This window comes from Paraburkholderia sp. RL17-383-BIF-A, assembly GCF_046028015.1.
Taxonomy (GTDB): domain Bacteria; phylum Pseudomonadota; class Gammaproteobacteria; order Burkholderiales; family Burkholderiaceae; genus Paraburkholderia.
The window spans coordinates 1-17948 of sequence record NZ_JARESR010000034.1 but is presented as its reverse complement, the minus strand read 5'-3'; the positions used below and the strand labels follow the sequence as shown (position 1 = coordinate 17948).

Below are 17948 nucleotides of genomic sequence, written 5' to 3'. Positions count from 1 at the left end.
ATGCGAATGACCCTGGCGCGTGACGTCATCGTGATCAACGCTCGTCGCGTTGCCGATCCGAGCGCGGAGTGAGGGCCATATAAGCATACGCAAACCCTAACAACGCCCCCTCATCCCATTGCCGCCCCACAAAAATCAACCCAAATGGCGCACCCGACGCATAAAACCCCGCAGGCACCGCAATCCCCGGCAAGCCCGCAATATTGATCTCGCCTACCGTCGTCTCCTGAATGACATCCTGACCGTGAAGCGGAGGCAGTTCACCTCGCATCTGCGGAAACACCAGTGCATCGAGCTGTTGCGCATCCATCACCGCATTGAAAATCCGCAGATAACGGGCCTTCACTTCGACGAACTCAGGCATCTCCGGCGGCACCGATGGATCAGCCAGCGCGGCCGTGAAATCCGCGAGACTATGTAGATATCGCAGTATCCCTTGCGCCCCAAAAGCATCGTCATCTTTCGTCGCCGCAGCGAATTCCGCGAAGGTCTTGAGCGACGCATGCTTGCCGAGCCGCTGAAGATACTTTTCCAGATCGTACGGAATCGACTCCAGACCGCGCGCATCGAAATGCGCCAGCGGCGGAGTCGGCTTCCTCAGTTCGGCGAACCCCGAGCCCGCGAACGGATCGTCGACAAGAATCGCACCCAGACCGACCAGTTCGTCCTTGACCCGCTCATACAGCGCGGCAGCTTCATCGGACAAAGGCTGATTGCGCCAGCCCGGGCCATACAGGCCGATGCGCTTGCCGTTCAGCGCTTTCGGGTCCAGCGCCGCGGTATAACCGCCTTCCGGTTGCCGGCCGACGCTCGCGAGTGTCTTCGGGTCTTCGCTCGAATAGCCCGCGAGCACGTCGAGGCACAGCGCGGCATCCCGCACGTTTCGTGCAATGGGCCCCACCACATCGCGATTACCCGACAGCGGCACCACGCCCGCATTCGGCACCAGCCCGATAGTCGGTTTGATTCCGACGAGGTTCTGCGCCGACGCGGGGTTCTGAATCGATCCGCCGGTCTCTTCCGCGAGGCCGAGTACGGCCATGCACGACGCCACCGCCGATGCCGTGCCCGCACTGCTGCCGCCCGGCACCCGATCGGGCATCACGACATTGATCGTGGGGCCCGCCCAGCTATCGTTCGCATGCGAGCCGGTGTGGCTCAGGATCGGCACGTTCGTCTTGCCGAGCAGAATCGCACCCGCGCGGCGCATCCGTGCGACGACCGGCGCATCACGCTCGGGCATCAGGTCGACGCCGCCTCTCTTGCTGTACAACTTCGCCCATCCTGCGGTAGTCGGAAAGCCGACCATGTCCATAGGATCCTTGATGACGACCGGCACGCCGGCAAGCGGACCCAGCGGTTCGCCGGCAGCGCGCCGTTCGTCGATCCGGCGCGCGTCGTCGATAGCCGCCGGATTCAGGAAAATCACTGCGTTGTACTTGCCGTTGTCGCGCTCGATTCTGTCGAAACAGGCGCGCGCCAGCTGCTCGGCCGTGAATGTGCCCGCCTTGAAACCCGCCTGCACGGCCTCGACCGTCAGGGCGTCCAGATCGATATCCATCGCACTGCCTCGTTCCATTCCATGCTCCTGTTGATTTGACCGTATGTCAGAGCTGCACGCCGCGCGTGAGTGCTCCATCGACGACGAAGTTCGTCCCGCTCACAAAGCTCGCCGCCGGACTCGCGATGAACGCCACGGCGTTAGCGATTTCCTGCGGGCGTCCCATGCGCCCAGTCGGATTCAATGCAAGTGCGCGTTCGAATAGCGCCGCATCGTTATGCTCGATCCAGTCCCACACGCCGCCCTCGAAATACACATTCCCGGGCGAAACCGTGTTCGCGCGAATGCCCTTCGACGCGAGCTGGTTCGCGAGCCCCTGCATGTAATGAACGAGCGCGGCCTTGAACACACCATAAGGACCCGCGGCGAAATCGATCTCGCGTCCCGAGACGCTCGATATCGCGACGATCGACGCGGCCCGGCTCGCTTCGAGATACGGCATCGCCGCATCGACGAGATTGACGGTGCCGAGCAGATCGGTTTCGAATTCCTTGCGCCACGATTCAATGTCGTTGCCGATTGCCAGCGCGCTCACATTCGCCACGACGATGTCGAGGCCGCCCCACTCCGAGCCGATACGCTCGACCCACGCTTTCAGCGCGGCACCATCCGATACATCGACTGCCGCGCCCGATGCGCGCGCGCCGCTCAGTTCGGCGAGCGCGTTAACGGTCGCCTCGACGGCAGCCTGATCGCGTGCGCAAATGGCGACCTCGGCACCTTCTGCTGCGAGCGTGCGTGCAATGGCGAGCCCTATGCCCTTGGTGCCGCCGGTCACGATCGCCTTCAAACCCTTTAGTTGCAGATCCATGTTCGAAGCTCCTGTGCAGGTGTTTGCGTGTCCGTTAATCGATCGAGCGACAGCGCGCTCACTCTTTATCGCGCCCCTCGTCTGACGTCATGCCGCGAGAAATCTGCAGCACTTCGCCTGCCTGAATGACGGAGTGACAGATGTCGTCGATAGTTATGCGCTTCTCCATCGCCTGCGCTCGCAGCATGTCGTACGCTTCGCGTTCGCTCACGCGATGCATGGTCATCAGAATTTTTTTCGCTTCCTGCAAATGCCGGCTGTCGAGCAGCTTCTGTTCCAACTTGGCGATACGCTGCGCGTGCTGGCGCGAACGCTTTGCGTGATATAGCGCCATCACCACCGTGGACAGCAACCCTGAAGCGCGCACCGGTGTCGTTACGATGCCATCCGCGCCGAGCTTGATCGCCTGATCGATGAACGTCGGATTCTCGTAGGCCACCACACAGATCACGGGCGGCGCATCCGGTCCCGACCATTCGCCCTTCGGCGCGCGCTCGTCAGGCCGTAATGCACGGAACACGAGGTCGACGCGCTCCGGCAGCGTGTCCACGGGCGGCCAGCATCGCTCGACCTGAAAGCCCATGCGCCGAAGGTGGTTCGTGAGCGTCACCCCGTCGTCGTCGTCGGGATGAAAAACGACCACGCGCGCATTGCGCTCGAGGATCGAACTCGTGAGGCTGCGTTGGCCTCTGTCCGGGCGCGCGCTCACGTCAGTAGTCCCGCGTGCTCAATTTCGTGACCCAGTCCCCGAGCGTCTGACGCGTCATGTAGGGATCCGGGCCGACGGCGAACTTCGATTCGCGCAGGATAGTGAACTGGCCATCGGCATTGACGCGGCCAATGCGCGGATAAAGAGCCATGTGATGATTGACCGGATCGATGCGCACCCGGCCTTGCGGCGCGGTGAACTCCGAGCCGAGCAGATGCGGCATGATGGTGCCGAGTTCATCCGAGCCGGCACGCGCGAACGCTTCCGCGAACATATGCATCTGATAGTAGGCGGCTTCCCAGTTCATGTCGGTTGGCGTGTGCGCGCCGAAGCGCGCCTGATGATGTCGCACGGCGCGATGATTCTCCGGCGTATCGATGCTCTGAAAATAAGGCGCAGCCGTGAAATGCCCTGTCGCGATGCCGCGTTCCATTGCGTGAATCTCGGTCTCGGAGGTGTTGAGGCTGCCGATCGGCATGCTGGCCGGATCGAGGTCCGCGCGCGCATAAGCCTCGTAGAGATAAGGCACTGTCTCTCCGATCACCGTGCAGAAGATCCAGTCCGGCGACTTCCGCCCGATATCCGCGACCACCTGGTCGAACTGGTCGCGCGTGGCATCGAGCGACAGATAGCGCTCGCCGAGGATCGCGCCTTCGGGATGCTGAAGCAGCAATTCCTGCATCGTCCGGTTGCATTCGTACGGATAGACATAGCTCGAACCGACAAAGTACACGCGCGCGCCGAACGTCTCCGTCATGAAGTCGGCGAGTTGCACACCGTTCTGGTTGGGCGACGCGCCGCTGTAGATGATGTTGTCCGAATACTCGAAACCTTCGTACATCTGCGCGTAGATCAGCAGCCGGTTGTGCTTCTCGACGACGGGCAGCATCGCCTTGCGGCTGGTCGACGTATAGCCGCCGAAAATGGTATTGACGCCGTCCTTCACGATAAGCCGCTCCGCCAGTTCCCGAAACGCGGCCGGATCGGAGCCGGGATCGTAGTGAAGCGCGACGAGTTCGCGTCCGCCTATGCCGCCGCGCGCGTTGATCTCCTCGACGGCGAGGCACGCGCCGCGCCATTGAGACTGTTCGAGCAACGCGGTCGAGCCGGTCGTCGAGCTAAGCAGGCCCACACGGATGGGATCGGATAATGCCATTTCTTGACTTGCTCTCGGATGCGCGCGGCGCATAAGCTCCGCGCTTTGGTCGTCTTACTTCGATTCTTCCGGTTGATGCGTTACTTCAGGTAGTGCTTGGCGACCATCGCGCCGACGGTATATTTTGGGTCGACAAAATTACCGAGACGTACCTTGCCGACCTGGCTCAGCATCATGTACGCATCCCACTTGTCAAAGCCATACTCCGCCGCCATCCACAGCACGAGTTCGCGATAGGCGATGCGCGTTGCGTCCTCCAGCGGCCGCGCGCTGCCGATGCTCATCAGCGCATCCTCGTTCTCCAGGCGCGGCCAGTCGATCTGCCACTTCTTGATGAGATCGACGCGCACGGTCGTCGTGCTCTGATACTCGACGGCCGTGCCGCACACTTCGCCGTCGCCCTGACAGGCGTGCGCATCGCCGATGAAAAGCCGCCCGCCCGGAGAGCGCACCGGCAGATACGTTATGCTGCCCGGCCCCATGTCAGGCACGTCCATATTGCCACCGTGATTGTCGGGCGTGAGCGAATTGATCGAATCGATTTCGGGAGAAAGACTCAGCGTGCCGATATGCGGTTTGTACGGCAGCGTATTGCGTTTGCTCCAGTACACGTTCTCTTCGTCGATCTTTATCTTACGTACGATTTCCGGCAACGGCTCGTTGAGCAACGCCGTGTAATCCGTGCCGGTCAGCCCACCGAAGTTCGGAATCATGCAGCAGAAGCCGTGCGGATCGTCGCCGCGCGGCGCCATCTTCTCGATGTATACCGCGACCACGTCGCCCTTCTCCGCGCCTTCGATCATGATCGGCCCATTCTGCGGATTGAGGAAAGGCACCTGTAGCACCTGCGAGGGCTTGTCGGTCTCTTCCCTGATCTTGCCTTCGAAGGCGTCGCGCGTTTCCACCACCACGCGATCCCCCGGCTTGACGTGCAGAACGGGCTGCGAATAAGGGCCGATCGTGTAGTGATAGGTCTTTTGCATCTCCTCGGTGAGATGATGCTCCACCGGCTCGCGATCGGCGCCGACACCGCGCTTCATCATGATCGAGTCTTCAAGCCATTTCATGTTCCGCTCTCCGTCACAGTGCCAGATACTGGCGAATCAATTGTTCGTCGCCGAGTTGCTCAGGGCTCAATGTCTCGACGATACGGCCCTTGTCCATCACACAGCAGCGATTCGCGATACGCTCGACCATGCCCATATCCTGTTCGACCAGCACCACGCCGATACCCGTGTCGTGCGCGATATGCTGCAGCGTGTCGCCGATCAGATCGACGATGGAAGGTTGAATGCCTTCGGACGGCTCGTCGAGCAACAGCACCTTCGGCGCGCTGATCAGGGCACGGGCAATCGCCAGCTGCTGCTGTTCGCCCCCGCTCATGGTTCCCGCCTTCTGCGTATAGCGTTTCTTCAGAATCGGAAAATAGCCGACGACTTTCTCTTTCATGCCCGCGGCGCGCGCCCGATTCGCCTGCGCGCCGACCTGCAGATTCTCGGCAACGGTCAGCGCGCCGAAGATCTCGCGCCCTTGCGGCACATAGCCCATACCGCTCTGCGCCCGGGCATACGGCTTGTCGTGGCCGATCGCATTGCCTTCGAGTCTGATTTCGCCGGCATCCAGCCTGACAAGACCAATCAGCGCGCGCATCAACGTCGTCTTGCCGACCCCGTTGCGCCCGATGAGGGCCAGCACCTCGCCTCGCCCGACGCCGAACGACACGCCGTTGAGCACACGTCCGCCGCCATATCCCGCTTCAACGTTCGACACCTCCAGCAACGCGCTCATTTCTTCTTCCCCAGATAGACTTCCGCGACGTCGTCGCGCGCGAGGATCTCGTCGAGTGGCCCGTCGGCGAGCAGACTGCCGCCGTGCAGCACGGTGACGCGCGAGGCGATCTGCTTGACAAACGTCATGTCGTGCTCGACCACCATCATCGTGAGGCCATCCGCCGACAGCCGCTTGATGAGTTCGCCGGTTGCATGCGTCTCTTCCACCGACATGCCCGCCACCGGTTCATCGAGAAACAGCAGCTTCGGCCGCAACGACACGGCCATCGCGATTTCGAGCCATTGCTTCTTGCCGTGCGACAGGTTGCGCGCGAGCATGTGCTCTTCGTTCTCCAGCATGAAGCGCCGCAGCAGTTCGTCGAGACTCTCGGGCCGGTCGTCCTTCGCGCGATGCAGCGACAGTTGCAAATGCTGACGCACGCTCAGATCGGGAAACACGCCGGGAATCTGGAACTTGATACTCATGCCCATACGGATGCGCTCGTGCGGAAGCACATGGCTCATGTCCTTGCCGAGAAACATCACGCTGCCTTCGGACGGACGATGCTCGCCCGTGATGAGCTTGAAGAACGTGCTCTTGCCCGCGCCGTTCGGCCCGATCACGCAGCGAATCTCGTTCGCCTCGATACGGAAGTCGATGCCATTGATCACATGCGCGCCGCCAAAATGCTTCTTGAGCCCGCGCGTTTCGAGCAGCGTGGTCATGATTTGCCCTCCTCTCGCTTCAGACATGCGCCGGCGTGGCGCGAAGCGCCGCTCGTGCGGCTCGACAGACGCCGCAGATGCCGCGCGACGAACGGCAGCAGACCTTCTGGCGCGGCCAGCACGACGATCAGCAGAATCGCACCGAGCAGGATCAGCGCGTACTGGCTGCCATATACCGCGAGATTCTGCGAGAGCCACACGAGCAAGGCGGTGCCGATGATCGTTCCTCCAATGCTCTTTCTTCCCGACGTTGCGACCCAGATCACCGGCATCGCGGCAGCGGTGAGGCCCATTGTCGACGGCGTGATGTAGGAACCCCAGATCGTGTACAACGCACCCGACAATCCGCCCAGCGCGCAACCGAGCACGAACACCATCAGTTGATGACGGCGGATATCGACGCCGAGCATCTCCGCGCGCTGCGGATTCTCCCGGATCGCGATGAGGGTCAAACCGAAGGTGCCGTCGAGCAGCCTGCGCATGATCGCGTAGACCGCGATGAGCAGAAGCAGCACGAGGTAGTAGAAGCTCACGTTCTCCAGCGTGAGCGGGCCGCCCGGCCACGGAATGGTCAATTGCGGCATGCCGCCCATGCCGTTGTAGCCGTTCAGCCGCGCCTCGCCGATCGCCCATTGCGGCCCTGCCGTCTGCGACATGAAGGTTTCGAGCACGAGCGTCACCGACAACGTGACGATGCCGATGAACACGCCCTTGATGCGCCCATAGAAAATCATGTAGCCGATCAACGCAGCGACGACGATGCTCACCACGATGCCCGCGCCGAGCCCGAGCCACGACTCGAACCACGTGTCGCCATAGTTGAGCGTGAAGATACCGTAGGTGTAGCCCGACAACCCGAAGAACGCGGTCTGCCCGAACGACAGGATGCCGCCGTAGCCCCACATCGCGGCGAGCCCGAGCGCGCTGAACGCCCACAGCAGACAGTAGGCGAGATTGCCGCTGGTGTTCGCATCGACCACGAGCGGCAGACATAGCGCCACGAGCCACGGCACCGTATGCAACGCGCGCGTTGCGGCGCTGGTCGAAGGCCCTTTCATTTGCGTCACGTCTGCCTCCTAGCGCAAGCGGGTGAAGAGATTGCCGAGCCCTTGCGGCATCAGCCGGATCACGACGATAACGGTCACCAGCAGACCGATTTGTCCGAACAGCTGCCCGTAGGACGCCGTTAGCGCGGTCTGGATGATCGCGAGCACGCCGGCCGCCGGTGTGGTGCCCGCGATCACGTTGGCACCACCAACCACTACCGACACGAAGGCCTGCACGATGAAATTGCTGCCCATGGTCGGCACCGCCGTCATGGTCGGCGCGTAGAGCGCGCCGGTGAGGCCCGCGAGGCCCGCGCCCAGCGCGAAGGTCAGCGTATAGAGCCGGTCGGTGCGCAGACCGAGGCATTGCGCGATATTCGCGTTCTGGATCGTGGCGCGCGCGCAGACGCCGTAATTGGTTTTGAAGAACAGCAGGTAGAGGCCGAACAGGATGGCGAGCGCGATACCGGGCAGCACGGCACGATACGTCGAGAACGAATACTCGCCAAGCGAAAACGAGCCGAACGGCGTGCCGATCCCTTCGATCGACGGACCTGCGACGAGCAGCATGGTCTGCTGCACGATCAGGCTGATTGCCCACGTTGCCACGACGGAGTCGAACAGACGGTCATAGAGATGGCGAATCACCAGCCGTTCGATGATGACGCCCGCGAGCGCCGCCGCAAGCGCGCCGGACAGCATCGCGAGCGGCAGCGGCGCACCGTGCTTCGCCGTGATGATGGTCACGTACGCGCCGCACATGATGAACTCGCCGTGCGCGAGATTGATGACCCCCATCATGCCGAAAATTACCGCGAGTCCGAGCGCCGCGAGCACCAGATAGGCGAAGTTGTCGCCGAACTGATAGATGAGCGAATAGAGAACCGACAAAGTGGCCATACGTGCTCCACGTTCAGGAGGCCGGTGCGCGCGAGCATGCTGCTTTTCCCGCGCGCCGGCTTCGGATCAGGACTTCTTGGGCAGGTTCGACGGCGTGTATTGACGATGATCCGGCCGGTTCGGCAGATCGCAGCCGACCTTGCCGAGCCAGTAGGGCTGCACGTCTTCCCAGACCTTCGGAATCTCGACCGAGTGGTCCTCCTTCACGTGCACAAGATAAATCGTGTGACTCGCGTGATGGCTCTTCGGATCGATGCAGACCTTGCCTTGCGCGCCGGTCGTGCAGATGTCGCCGCTTTCGAGCGCTTTGCGTACCGCGTCCTGATTCGTCGACTTCGCCTTTTCGACCGCGGCCTTGTAGAGGTAGAGGGCGTCGTAGGCGTTTGCTGCTTCCTGGTTGATGTACGGCTCATTCGGAAACTTCGCGTGAAAGCGCTTCTTGAAGTCGTTGCTGGCGGGCGAATCGACCTCTTCGACGTAGTTCGCCGTCACGTACATGTCCTTCAGCGCAGGCGGTTTGAAGCGCTTGTGCTCATAGGCCTGACCGACGTTCACCGAACTCGCCATCGGCAGATTCAGATGCGCCGACGCCTGCTGCTCGTAGTACGAAGACTGATTCGCGCCGACCAGCAGCGTGACGACGAAGTCGGGCTTCGCCTTCTGGATGTTCTGAATGGTCTGGCCGAACTGCGATACCGAAAGCGGAATGAACTCCTCGCCGACCATCGTGCCGCCGTTTTCCTTGACGATGTTGCGTACCCACTCCGCCGAAATCTGCCCGAAGTTGTAGTCGGCCGCGATGGTGTATACCTTCTTGCCGTACTTCTGCATCATCCACGGAATGAGCGTCGAAAATTGTTGCTCGGGCACCGCGCCGGTAACGAAGGTGTTCGAATCGCAGACGCCGCCTTCGTACTGATTGTCGTACCAGTAGAGCTGATGCGCGCGGTCCATGATCGGGCGGATCGCCTCGCGCGATGCGCTGGAGAACGCGCCGAAAATTACATCCGGCTTGTCGGTCTGCACGAGCCGTCGGGCCAGTTCCTGAAACTTGGTGTTGTCCGACTGTGTGTCGTAAGCGATCAGCTTCACCGGGCGGCCGAGAATGCCGCCCTTCGCGTTGATCTCGTCGACGGCGAGTTCCGTGGCGTGAATCTTGGGAATCGTGGCCAGTGCGAAATTCCCCGAGGCGTCTTCGAGCAAGCCGATCTTTACGGGATCAGCGGCGCTCGAAGCGAGCGAAGTCAGTGCGAGTCCTGCGGTAAGGGCGAGACGCATCCAGCCCGACAGCTTCAGCAACATGCGGGTTCTCCAGAGATGGGCGCCAGACGTGAGCGCTGGAACAAGGAAAAAAACGGGCACAAAAAAAGCCCCCTGACGAACGGCGCGTTCGTCAGGGGGCTTCTGTGCCGAGTCCTCGGGCGGACATCTTTGTCGGGCCTCGAGGGAGTGACTTGAGTCTAAAACGCCATATTTTTATTTGTCAACTGCGGTCAAAAATTTTGAGGGGCCTTGCGAGAGGGGGCTGGGCGGGGGCAAGTCGATACCGGGTTCTCCGATTGGTGAAGCGTGGTGGAGTTAGCGGCGTTGTCCGACTGACCGACATTAAATGATGCTGTTACGGATGGCGCCGCCTGCTTTCTTCCTCAACTATTCGCTGACAGCGGTTGCAAACGTCTGCAGCCGGCGTCGACGAATGGGCACTTTCGACACTGAAGGGACGCCTGGATACGCGGCCGGGTGTCCGTTTGCGAGAGAACCTGGTCAAGACCGGGAATCATGGTTGCGGCTATCATCGCGATATGAACGGCAACCGTATAGCGGATCGCCTGCACGGTATTGGCGTAAATAGGGTCCCAGAGGGTTCGCAGACACGATCGGCGCGAAGTCTTCTGGCAAAAAGGGTACGTTGCACGCAATTTCGGCGCCGCACAGCTGTGGACCAATTAATTGCTCCCACAACTTCGTCGATAAGTTGACGTGCAACCTTATCGACGTCGAAACCGTGAATTCCAGAATCGAGAAAAATGCAAAGCGACATCAAGCCTCGCCCCCGCACACTCAGTCAGATTCCCAAAGGTATCTGGTTGCTCGGCTTCGTCAGCATGTTCATGGACATCTCGTCGGAGATGATCCACAGCCTCCTTCCGATGTTCCTGGTGACGAGTCTAGGGGCAAGCGCCGTGATGGTTGGCCTCATTGAAGGCGTCGCCGAAGCGACCTCGCCCATCGTGAAAATCTTTTCCGGCGCGCTAAGCGACTACCTTGGCAACCGGAAATGGCTCGCTGTCATTGGTTACGGCATGGGCGCGCTGAGTAAGCCGCTATTCGCACTAGCACCGACGGCGGGAATTGTCCTGACCGCGCGAGTGGCAGACCGAATCGGCAAAGGCGTGCGAGGCGCGCCGCGCGATGCGCTCGTGGCCGATATCACTCCCCCGCATCTGCGCGGCGCCGCGTATGGCCTTCGCCAGTCGCTGGACACTGTCGGCGCGTTTTTGGGTCCGTTGCTGGCCGCCGGCTTGATGGTGCTTTGGGCAAACGACTTCCGCATGGTGTTCTGGGTGGCGGTCATTCCCGGCATCGTCGCAGTCGGATTGCTTGTGATTGGCGTCAGGGAGCCTACGCATCGGTCAAGCGCGACGCGCGTCAATCCGTTGAAACTCGAAAACCTGAAGAAGCTGAGCGGGTCGTACTGGTGGGTGGTATTTGTCGGCGCGGTTTTCGCGATTGCACGGTTCAGCGAAGCATTTCTCGTCCTGCGCGCGATGCAAGGGGGTATACCCGTGGCGCTAGTACCACTCGTCATGGTAGTTATGAACCTGGTGTATTCAGCGTCAGCTTACCCCTTTGGCAAGCTAGCCGACTCCATGAGCCACACCCGACTACTGGCCATTGGTCTCGTCGTACTGATTCTGTCGGATGTCGTGCTTGCGCACGGAAGTCACTGGCCAGTCGTGCTAACCGGCGTCGCTCTGTGGGGCTTGCATCTGGGCCTCACGCAAGGTTTGCTAGCGACCATGGTTGCGAAAGCTGCGCCGCCCGATCTGAAAGGGACAGCGTTTGGTTTCTTCAATCTCACTGGTGGATTGGCGACTCTTGTGGCGAGCCTCGTGGCCGGTGAGCTCTGGGACAGGTTGGGAGCAAGCGCAACATTTTATGCGGGAGCGGGATTCTGTATCGCGACGCTGATTGCGCTCTTTGTCATGACGCATTCTCCTTGGGATGAAACATGAACTGACACTGGACAAAAAATGTTCAGTCCGGTGCCGACAAGCGCCCCATAAGTGCCAGGTACCCACTTTCAGAATGGCGCCGGGTGAACGCGCAGGCGTTGACCTGCGTCAAGTAGCTGAATTCCGGGTGAAATAGCCTGAATCAGCTATCCATCGCTGCGACGTTGCGCGATCGACGATCTGACTACCGAATACCCGGAGGTGGATGATGATCAAGCTGGTTTCAGGGCGGGCAAGCATCCTGGGCGCACTACTGATATTTTCGTCTACCACTGCTGTGATAGCCAAAGAGCTGGCGACGATTGAAACACATAGCCAGCGATATGGCTCCCACATCGCCATTTCGGCTTACGACGATCCTCTCGTGAAAGGCGTGACATGCTATATGTCAGAGTCGCATTCCGATGGCGCGCTGGGAAGTGGACGGATCAGTCATGGGGCTGATCTGACGGCATCCTGCCATCAGACAGGCAACATCCGGGTTGCCGAAGCTGTTCCCAGGCAAGCGCAGGTATTCACGACCGAAACAGACCCAAGTTTCGACTCGCTGCATATTATCCGCGTGCTGGACACCGAACGGCACTCACTTGTCTACTTCACCTACTCTGAAAGCGAGGTTGCAGGGGATCTGCCGGGCCGCATCTATGTGATCAGGTTGCCAGCAGGCCCCCGGATGCCCACCAGATAGATAAGCTATCGCGGCTTCTATACCCTGTCTTGCGGCCACGACTGCCGTAATGACGCCAGCGTCCCCTGGCTACAATTTCAATGGAATCGAGCGGTTACGAGGATCAACATGGAGATCAACTCGCGAGAGTTTCGTGTCCCGGAAGGTGGAAGGGTCAAGCTCGAAAAATGGCCGACAAAAGTGGATCCCGTGTACAAGTCACGAGATCACTATCAGCAATTGCTTGGTGATCACGTCGGCCGCCTGAGTGCTTTACAGCAGTTGCTTTATGCGAGCAATCGGTATGCGATTTTGCTGATCTTCCAGGCGATGGACGCGGCCGGTAAGGACGGCGCCATCAAGCATGTCATGTCTGGCGTGAACCCGCAGGGTTGTCAGGTATTCAGCTTCAAACATCCCAGCCCCACTGAATTGCAGCATGACTTTCTGTGGCGTACCACCCGCGATCTGCCAGAGCGCGGTCGAATCGGCATCTTCAACCGGTCGTACTACGAGGAAGTGTTGATCGCACGCGTCCATCCCGAGATTCTCCATAACGAGGGCCTTCCAGATGCACTGCTTGATGAGAAGACCGTGTGGCATGACCGCTATCGTTCAATCCAGGATCTGGAGTTGCACCTCTGCGGAAATGGCACGCGAATCGTCAAGTTTTACCTTCACATCTCCAAGGAAGAGCAGCGCAAACGCTTTCTGCAGCGTATCGACGACCCTGAGAAAAACTGGAAATTCAGTGTTGCGGATGTCGAGGAGCGGAAGTACTGGAAACAGTATATGAAGGCCTATGAGGAATGCTTCAATGCAACGAGCACCCAACGGGCTCCCTGGTACATCGTGCCAGCTGACGACAAGGAGAACGCGAGGCTGATCGTGTCGAAAGTCGTACTTGAGACGCTTGAGGAACTCGAAATGACCTATCCAAAGGCGAACGCCGAACGTAGAAAGGAATTGCAGTCAATTCGCGCGGAGCTTGAAAAATAAGGAATGGGAAATGAGCGAAGTCGAGACTTGAAATCGACGCTCGACGTCGCTCGCCGCTATATCGCCGTGTCGCCTCGATGCGTCGAAGTCATGGGCGCGGTGACGCCCAGACGCCGCGGATCGACATGGGTCATCACGTTGAGCACGCGATGGCGCGCCATCACGCAAGCACGCGCCGCGACTGCGATGTCGTGCCCCTGCTCGACCGACAAATCGGCATCGATCTCCAGATGCACATCAACGAGGATCATGTCCCCCATCTTGCGCGTGCGCAGATCATGTACGCCGAGTATGCCCGGCGTCGCGCGCAGCGTTTCAGTGATGGCCTGCACCTCCGCGGCATCGGCCGCCCTGTCCATCAGGTCGTGCAATGCATCCCAGCCGAAGGACCCGCCCATCTTCACCACCATGCCGCCGACGATCAGCGCGGCGACCGGATCCAGCAACGGATAGCCGGCAAGGTTGCCGACAATGCCCAGTGCGACAACGAGAGAAGAAGCCGCGTCCGAGCGCGCATGCCATGCATTGGCGACCAGCATGCTCGATTTCACGCGCGTTGCAGCCGCAAGCATGTAGCGAAACAGGCCTTCCTTCGCGACGAGAGCGGCAAGTGCGACCCAGAGCGCGGCGAGATGCACGGACTGGATCGTCTCGGGATGTTCGAGTTTCAGGACCGCGGACCAGAGCATCCCACCGCCGACCAGCAGCAGAATCAATGCGAGCGCCAGCGATGCGCCGGTCTCGAAACGTTGATGGCCGTATGGATGGTTCGCGTCGACTGGCTTCCTGCTGTGGTGACTGGCCAGCAACACGACGAAATCAGCGATCAGATCCGACAGCGAATGAATTCCGTCGGCGATCAATCCCTGCGAGCGGGACAGGATGCCCGTGATCACCTGCCCGATGCTCAGGGCGAGATTCACCGCGACGCTGACCCACGTGCTGCGAGACGCCACCGCGGCGCTGGCGGGGGCATCTACGGTCTCGTCTTCCGGAAAAATCGGGGATGTGTCCTGTTTCATTTCATGCCTGCCGCAGTGGGATGTCGGATGAGATGAACGCCCACCTTGTTTGACCGCCAGAGTTCTGGCGGTTGTTTTTTGGAGCTCGACTGCGATGTCCGGCTGGCCGCGTCCACAAAAACCAATCCACAATGAAGGGCAATTCGTGCCGCCATAGGTACGAGTGCGGAACGCTACCACGCTCGCTTTTGCGCACGCACGGCGCGCCCTCGCTAAGCGCTTTTCTGCTCTATCTGGTGGCCGCGGACCAACTCTTCCAACCCTCGTAGCCCGACGGGTGGACGCGCCTGCCACGGCAACAAAGCGGCCCGCTTCGAATCGTGCTCCATAACGCGCGCGATGAATGGCATTTCGTAGCGCCCTCGCTCGGCGAGGGCCGGATCGTGGGTTCCGCTTGCGAGCAGACTCTGGTCAATGACCCAGGCGTATGGCTCGATCTGTGCCCGACGCAGGTCGGCTTGCAGTCGTTCTGCTTCATGAACTGGCGTCGCTTCGGCGAGCGTCACGATAAGCACGTGCGTGAACTGCGGGTCTCTAAGCCGCGGCAGAAGCTGACGAACCGCTTCGGGCATATCGCCTTGCGTACGCATGACTTCGCGATGATAGGCCTCTGCTGAATCCATGAGCAGAATGGTGTGTCCGGTTGGAGCGGTGTCGAGTATCACGAAAGCGTTCCGGGCCTCATCCACCGTGCGCGCGAATGCGCGAAAAACCGCTATCTCCTCGGTGCACGGCGACCGCAGGTCTTCCTCAAGCATCGCCTTCCCTTGCGCATCGAGTTGAGTTCCGGCCTTGGCGAGAACCTCAGCGCGATAGCGGCTAACCTCCAGTTCCGGGTCGATGCGACTGACACTCAGGCCTGGAAGGGATTCCTGGAGCGTCCATGCTACGTGCGCGGCCGGGTCTGTGGTGGAAAGCAGGACTGCATGGCCGCGCTGCGCCAGTTCAAGCGCTATCGCCGCAGCCACGGTCGTCTTGCCGACGCCGCCCTTGCCCATCGTCATGACAAGGCCATGCCCCGCCTTCTCGAGCTCGTCAATGAGCGGCAGAAGTCCGCCAGGCAATTCCACGCCAGGACGGACATCGACACTGGGCGTGGCAATCCGCGCCGGGTGCAAATACGCGTCTAACGCGGCCAGTCCAACCAGTCCCTTGGGAATAAAACCCGTTTCGCTTCGCGGAAGTACGGCGAGACCCGGTGGCATTGCCTTTACGGCTGCAGCCTGCTGTTCTTCCATCGCACAAGCAATGTCATCGTCAGTAGAGACCGCCTTGAATACACCGTTGACCGCGAGCACCAGGTTTCGAACCCCCAGGTCGGCCAGTTCGACACGGGTTCGCTCCGCCTCACGGAATGCGGACGCCTCCGGCCTCGCCACGAGGACCACGGTGGTGCGGTCGTGATCGGTCAATTGGGCAACGGCGGCGGCGTATAGTTGCCTGTTTTGCTCGAGGCCTGCCAACGGGCCCAAGCACGAATTGCCGGTTGTGTTAGTCGACAGGAAGTTACTCCAGGCCGACGGCAGCGTGAGCAAACGCAAGGTGTGCCCTGTCGGGGCAGTGTCGAAGATGACGTGGTCATACGCCTTCGCGGTGATACTACCGCCCAGCAGTTCGGCAAACGCATCGAATGCCGCTATCTCGACCGTGCAGCCACCAGAAAACTGCTCCTCCATGCTGCGAATTGCCGCATCGGGCAACACGCCTCGATAGGGAGCAACCATTCGCTCGCGGTAGGCAGCCGCAGCGAGCTCGGGGTCGATATTCAACGCATGGAGGTTGGGGAACCCGTTGACCGGGGTCGGCTGCCCACAGAGTTGAGTCTCGAGCACCTCGTCGAGATTCGAAGCCGGGTCGGTGCTGACAAGCAGCACGGCCTTACCCTTTTCAGCCAGTTGCAGCGCCGTTGCGCAGGCGAGCGACGTTTTGCCGACGCCGCCCTTGCCGGTGAAAAAGAGATGGCGAGTTGTAACGGCAGGAAGTGTCATATCGGTGCGCCGGTTAACATTCGCCGGGCTTGCAAGCGCAAGCTCCAGCCTTGATGTGTGGCTTTTCGGCGGCGGGAATCTTGAGCCCCAGTTTCTGAATCAATTGGGCAAGTGACGGATACACCCCGACGGAGATGATCCGGCCATCCACCGTTGCAATGGGCAGACGGTCCATACCCGCATGCAGTTCCCGTATCACCTCAGGATTTGCCGCAAAGGCTGCCGCATCGTGTCCGAGGCCGTGCCGAACGACTTCGACACCGTGCTCAGCCAGCCACTGAAGGTCGGCGCTGAACTGAACCAGCGCCGGGTCCACGTCCACGCCGCAGACGCCGGTCGCGCAGCACATAGCCGGCTCGAACACATCAAGTTTGCTCATCATTGCTCCCACGAATCCTGCCTGTCGGCCAGACCGCGGCCGCCTCCACTTCGTCATGCTCGTCCCTCCGAAGGAGGCGTCATTGACCTCGGTCAAGTCACAGACGATGGAGCGGCATTTTTCACACATGGAGAATCCGACCATTTGCGAATCGACTCCAGCTGCCTCATTGACGAGCGTCAAGGGAAGGTCGGCCCTGACGTATACCCTTGTAATGCACGATGACAACACATGCCCTGTCGTCACGTGGCACATCTACAAGGGGGAGATATGAAGAAGCTCTTTGTTGCGATGGCCGCCGGTATCGCGTTGACATCCCCGGTCCTGCAAGCTGCATCCAAAGACACAGACGCACCGCACAGCACTTCAAAAACGCAGCCTCCGGGTGCTGTGGAGTTCGATAAGAATCTCGCCCAGCTCCAGGAGCAAATGAAGACAATGCAGGCGCAGATGGACCAGATTCGCAAAACTCAAGACCCTCAGGAACGCCAGAAGCTGCTAGAACAGCACTGGGCCACAATGCAAAGTGCGATGACAATCATGCACGGAATGTGGGGGCCGGGGATGATGGGTCATGGAATGGGCCCGGGAATGATGGGGGGCGCCGGGCCCGGAATGATGGGAGGCTGGGCGCATATGGGCGGCTACTACTCGCGCCTGACACCCGAGCAACTGCGGCAGCGTCAATACATGACTGACCAATACCTGCAGATGCAGCAGGAGATGATGAACAACATGATGCTGCAGCAGCAATACCGGGGCGGGCCACCGCCCGCCAGTACAAAGTAGACATGGCTGAACAATCGATCGCGGTCGACCTCCCAGCCATAAAAGCCCGCCAACTACAGGAGCGGACATGAGCGGTATCTCCAACTTCAAAGACCTGACAGGCGCGGTATCGGTTCAGATGCGAGCGATGCGCGCATCGCAGCCTGACTTGATGACCGCATTCGGCCAACTCGCTGCGGCCGGGACAAAA

The 17948-nt window shown here is 60.4% G+C and carries 17 protein-coding genes and 1 pseudogene; 5 read left to right on the top strand and 13 right to left on the bottom strand.

Features of this window, described 5'->3' with window-relative positions:
* Positions 1 to 34: 34 nt before the first annotated feature.
* From P0D71_RS29290 to P0D71_RS29245, 10 genes are all read right to left on the bottom strand, one after another.
* Positions 35 to 1579, bottom strand: coding sequence for an amidase (locus P0D71_RS29290; protein WP_408483248.1), 1545 nt, complete (start codon positions 1577 to 1579; stop codon positions 35 to 37).
* A 28-nt stretch (positions 1580 to 1607) separates the two neighbouring features.
* Complete coding sequence (locus P0D71_RS29285; protein ID WP_408483247.1) at positions 1608 to 2372, bottom strand: SDR family NAD(P)-dependent oxidoreductase; 765 nt, start codon at positions 2370 to 2372, stop codon at positions 1608 to 1610.
* A 58-nt stretch (positions 2373 to 2430) separates the two neighbouring features.
* Positions 2431 to 3081, bottom strand: coding sequence for an ANTAR domain-containing response regulator (locus tag P0D71_RS29280; RefSeq protein WP_091801231.1), 651 nt, complete (start codon positions 3079 to 3081; stop codon positions 2431 to 2433).
* Position 3082: 1 nt separating this feature from the next.
* Positions 3083 to 4237: a transporter substrate-binding domain-containing protein gene (locus P0D71_RS29275; protein WP_091808686.1), complete on the bottom strand. Its 1155-nt coding sequence runs from the start codon at positions 4235 to 4237 to the stop codon at positions 3083 to 3085.
* 80 nt (positions 4238 to 4317) lie between these two features.
* Positions 4318 to 5304 (bottom strand): acetamidase/formamidase family protein, encoded by a 987-nt coding sequence (locus P0D71_RS29270; protein ID WP_408483246.1) that lies wholly within the window; start codon positions 5302 to 5304, stop codon positions 4318 to 4320.
* A 13-nt stretch (positions 5305 to 5317) separates the two neighbouring features.
* Positions 5318 to 6025 (bottom strand): ABC transporter ATP-binding protein, encoded by a 708-nt coding sequence (locus tag P0D71_RS29265; protein WP_091801237.1) that lies wholly within the window; start codon positions 6023 to 6025, stop codon positions 5318 to 5320.
* The gene (locus tag P0D71_RS29260) at positions 6022 to 6732 is read right to left on the bottom strand and encodes an ATP-binding cassette domain-containing protein (protein ID WP_408187736.1); all 711 of its coding nucleotides are present in this window, start codon (positions 6730 to 6732) and stop codon (positions 6022 to 6024) included. The genes P0D71_RS29265 and P0D71_RS29260 overlap by 4 nt, the downstream gene beginning before the upstream one ends.
* On the bottom strand, positions 6729 to 7790 hold the full coding sequence (locus tag P0D71_RS29255; protein WP_408346429.1) for an ABC transporter permease subunit: 1062 nt from the start codon (positions 7788 to 7790) through the stop codon (positions 6729 to 6731). Before P0D71_RS29255 ends, P0D71_RS29260 begins: the two co-directional genes overlap by 4 nt.
* Before the next feature lie 18 nt (positions 7791 to 7808).
* Positions 7809 to 8678, bottom strand: a complete 870-nt coding sequence (locus P0D71_RS29250; RefSeq protein ID WP_408187737.1) for an ABC transporter permease subunit — start codon at positions 8676 to 8678, stop codon at positions 7809 to 7811.
* Positions 8679 to 8744: 66 nt separating this feature from the next.
* Entirely contained in the window at positions 8745 to 9980 is a 1236-nt protein-coding gene (locus P0D71_RS29245) for an urea ABC transporter substrate-binding protein (RefSeq protein WP_091801246.1), read from the bottom strand.
* A 725-nt stretch (positions 9981 to 10705) separates the two neighbouring features.
* On the opposite strand from P0D71_RS29245, the gene P0D71_RS29240 reads away from it, so the two are divergent.
* The 3 genes from P0D71_RS29240 to P0D71_RS29230 all read left to right on the top strand — a co-directional run bounded on the left by P0D71_RS29240 (position 10706) and on the right by P0D71_RS29230 (position 13580).
* A complete protein-coding gene (locus tag P0D71_RS29240) occupies positions 10706 to 11914 on the top strand; it encodes an MFS transporter (RefSeq protein ID WP_091801249.1) in 1209 nt (402 codons plus the stop codon).
* A 208-nt stretch (positions 11915 to 12122) separates the two neighbouring features.
* Positions 12123 to 12602, top strand: a complete 480-nt coding sequence (locus P0D71_RS29235) for a CreA family protein (RefSeq protein WP_408483276.1) — start codon at positions 12123 to 12125, stop codon at positions 12600 to 12602.
* A 108-nt stretch (positions 12603 to 12710) separates the two neighbouring features.
* Positions 12711 to 13580, top strand: coding sequence for an ADP-polyphosphate phosphotransferase (locus tag P0D71_RS29230; RefSeq protein ID WP_408483245.1), 870 nt, complete (start codon positions 12711 to 12713; stop codon positions 13578 to 13580).
* Between the two features lie 56 nt (positions 13581 to 13636).
* Here the strand turns inward: P0D71_RS29230 and P0D71_RS29225 are convergent, their stop codons facing one another.
* From P0D71_RS29225 to arsD, 3 genes are all read right to left on the bottom strand, one after another.
* Positions 13637 to 14602 (bottom strand): cation diffusion facilitator family transporter, encoded by a 966-nt coding sequence (locus tag P0D71_RS29225; RefSeq protein WP_408483244.1) that lies wholly within the window; start codon positions 14600 to 14602, stop codon positions 13637 to 13639.
* Between the two features lie 212 nt (positions 14603 to 14814).
* A complete protein-coding gene (gene arsA, locus P0D71_RS29220; RefSeq protein WP_408483243.1) occupies positions 14815 to 16590 on the bottom strand; it encodes an arsenical pump-driving ATPase in 1776 nt (591 codons plus the stop codon).
* Positions 16591 to 16603: 13 nt separating this feature from the next.
* Positions 16604 to 16972 carry an arsenite efflux transporter metallochaperone ArsD gene (gene arsD / locus P0D71_RS29215; RefSeq protein ID WP_408483275.1) on the bottom strand — a complete coding sequence of 123 codons (369 nt, stop codon included), beginning with the start codon at positions 16970 to 16972 and terminating at the stop codon, positions 16604 to 16606.
* 267 nt (positions 16973 to 17239) lie between these two features.
* On the opposite strand from arsD, the gene P0D71_RS29210 reads away from it, so the two are divergent.
* On the top strand, positions 17240 to 17758 hold the full coding sequence (locus tag P0D71_RS29210; protein ID WP_091801263.1) for a hypothetical protein: 519 nt from the start codon (positions 17240 to 17242) through the stop codon (positions 17756 to 17758).
* 67 nt (positions 17759 to 17825) lie between these two features.
* A pseudogene (locus P0D71_RS29205) lies at positions 17826 to 17948 on the top strand (carboxymuconolactone decarboxylase family protein); the annotation flags it as partial.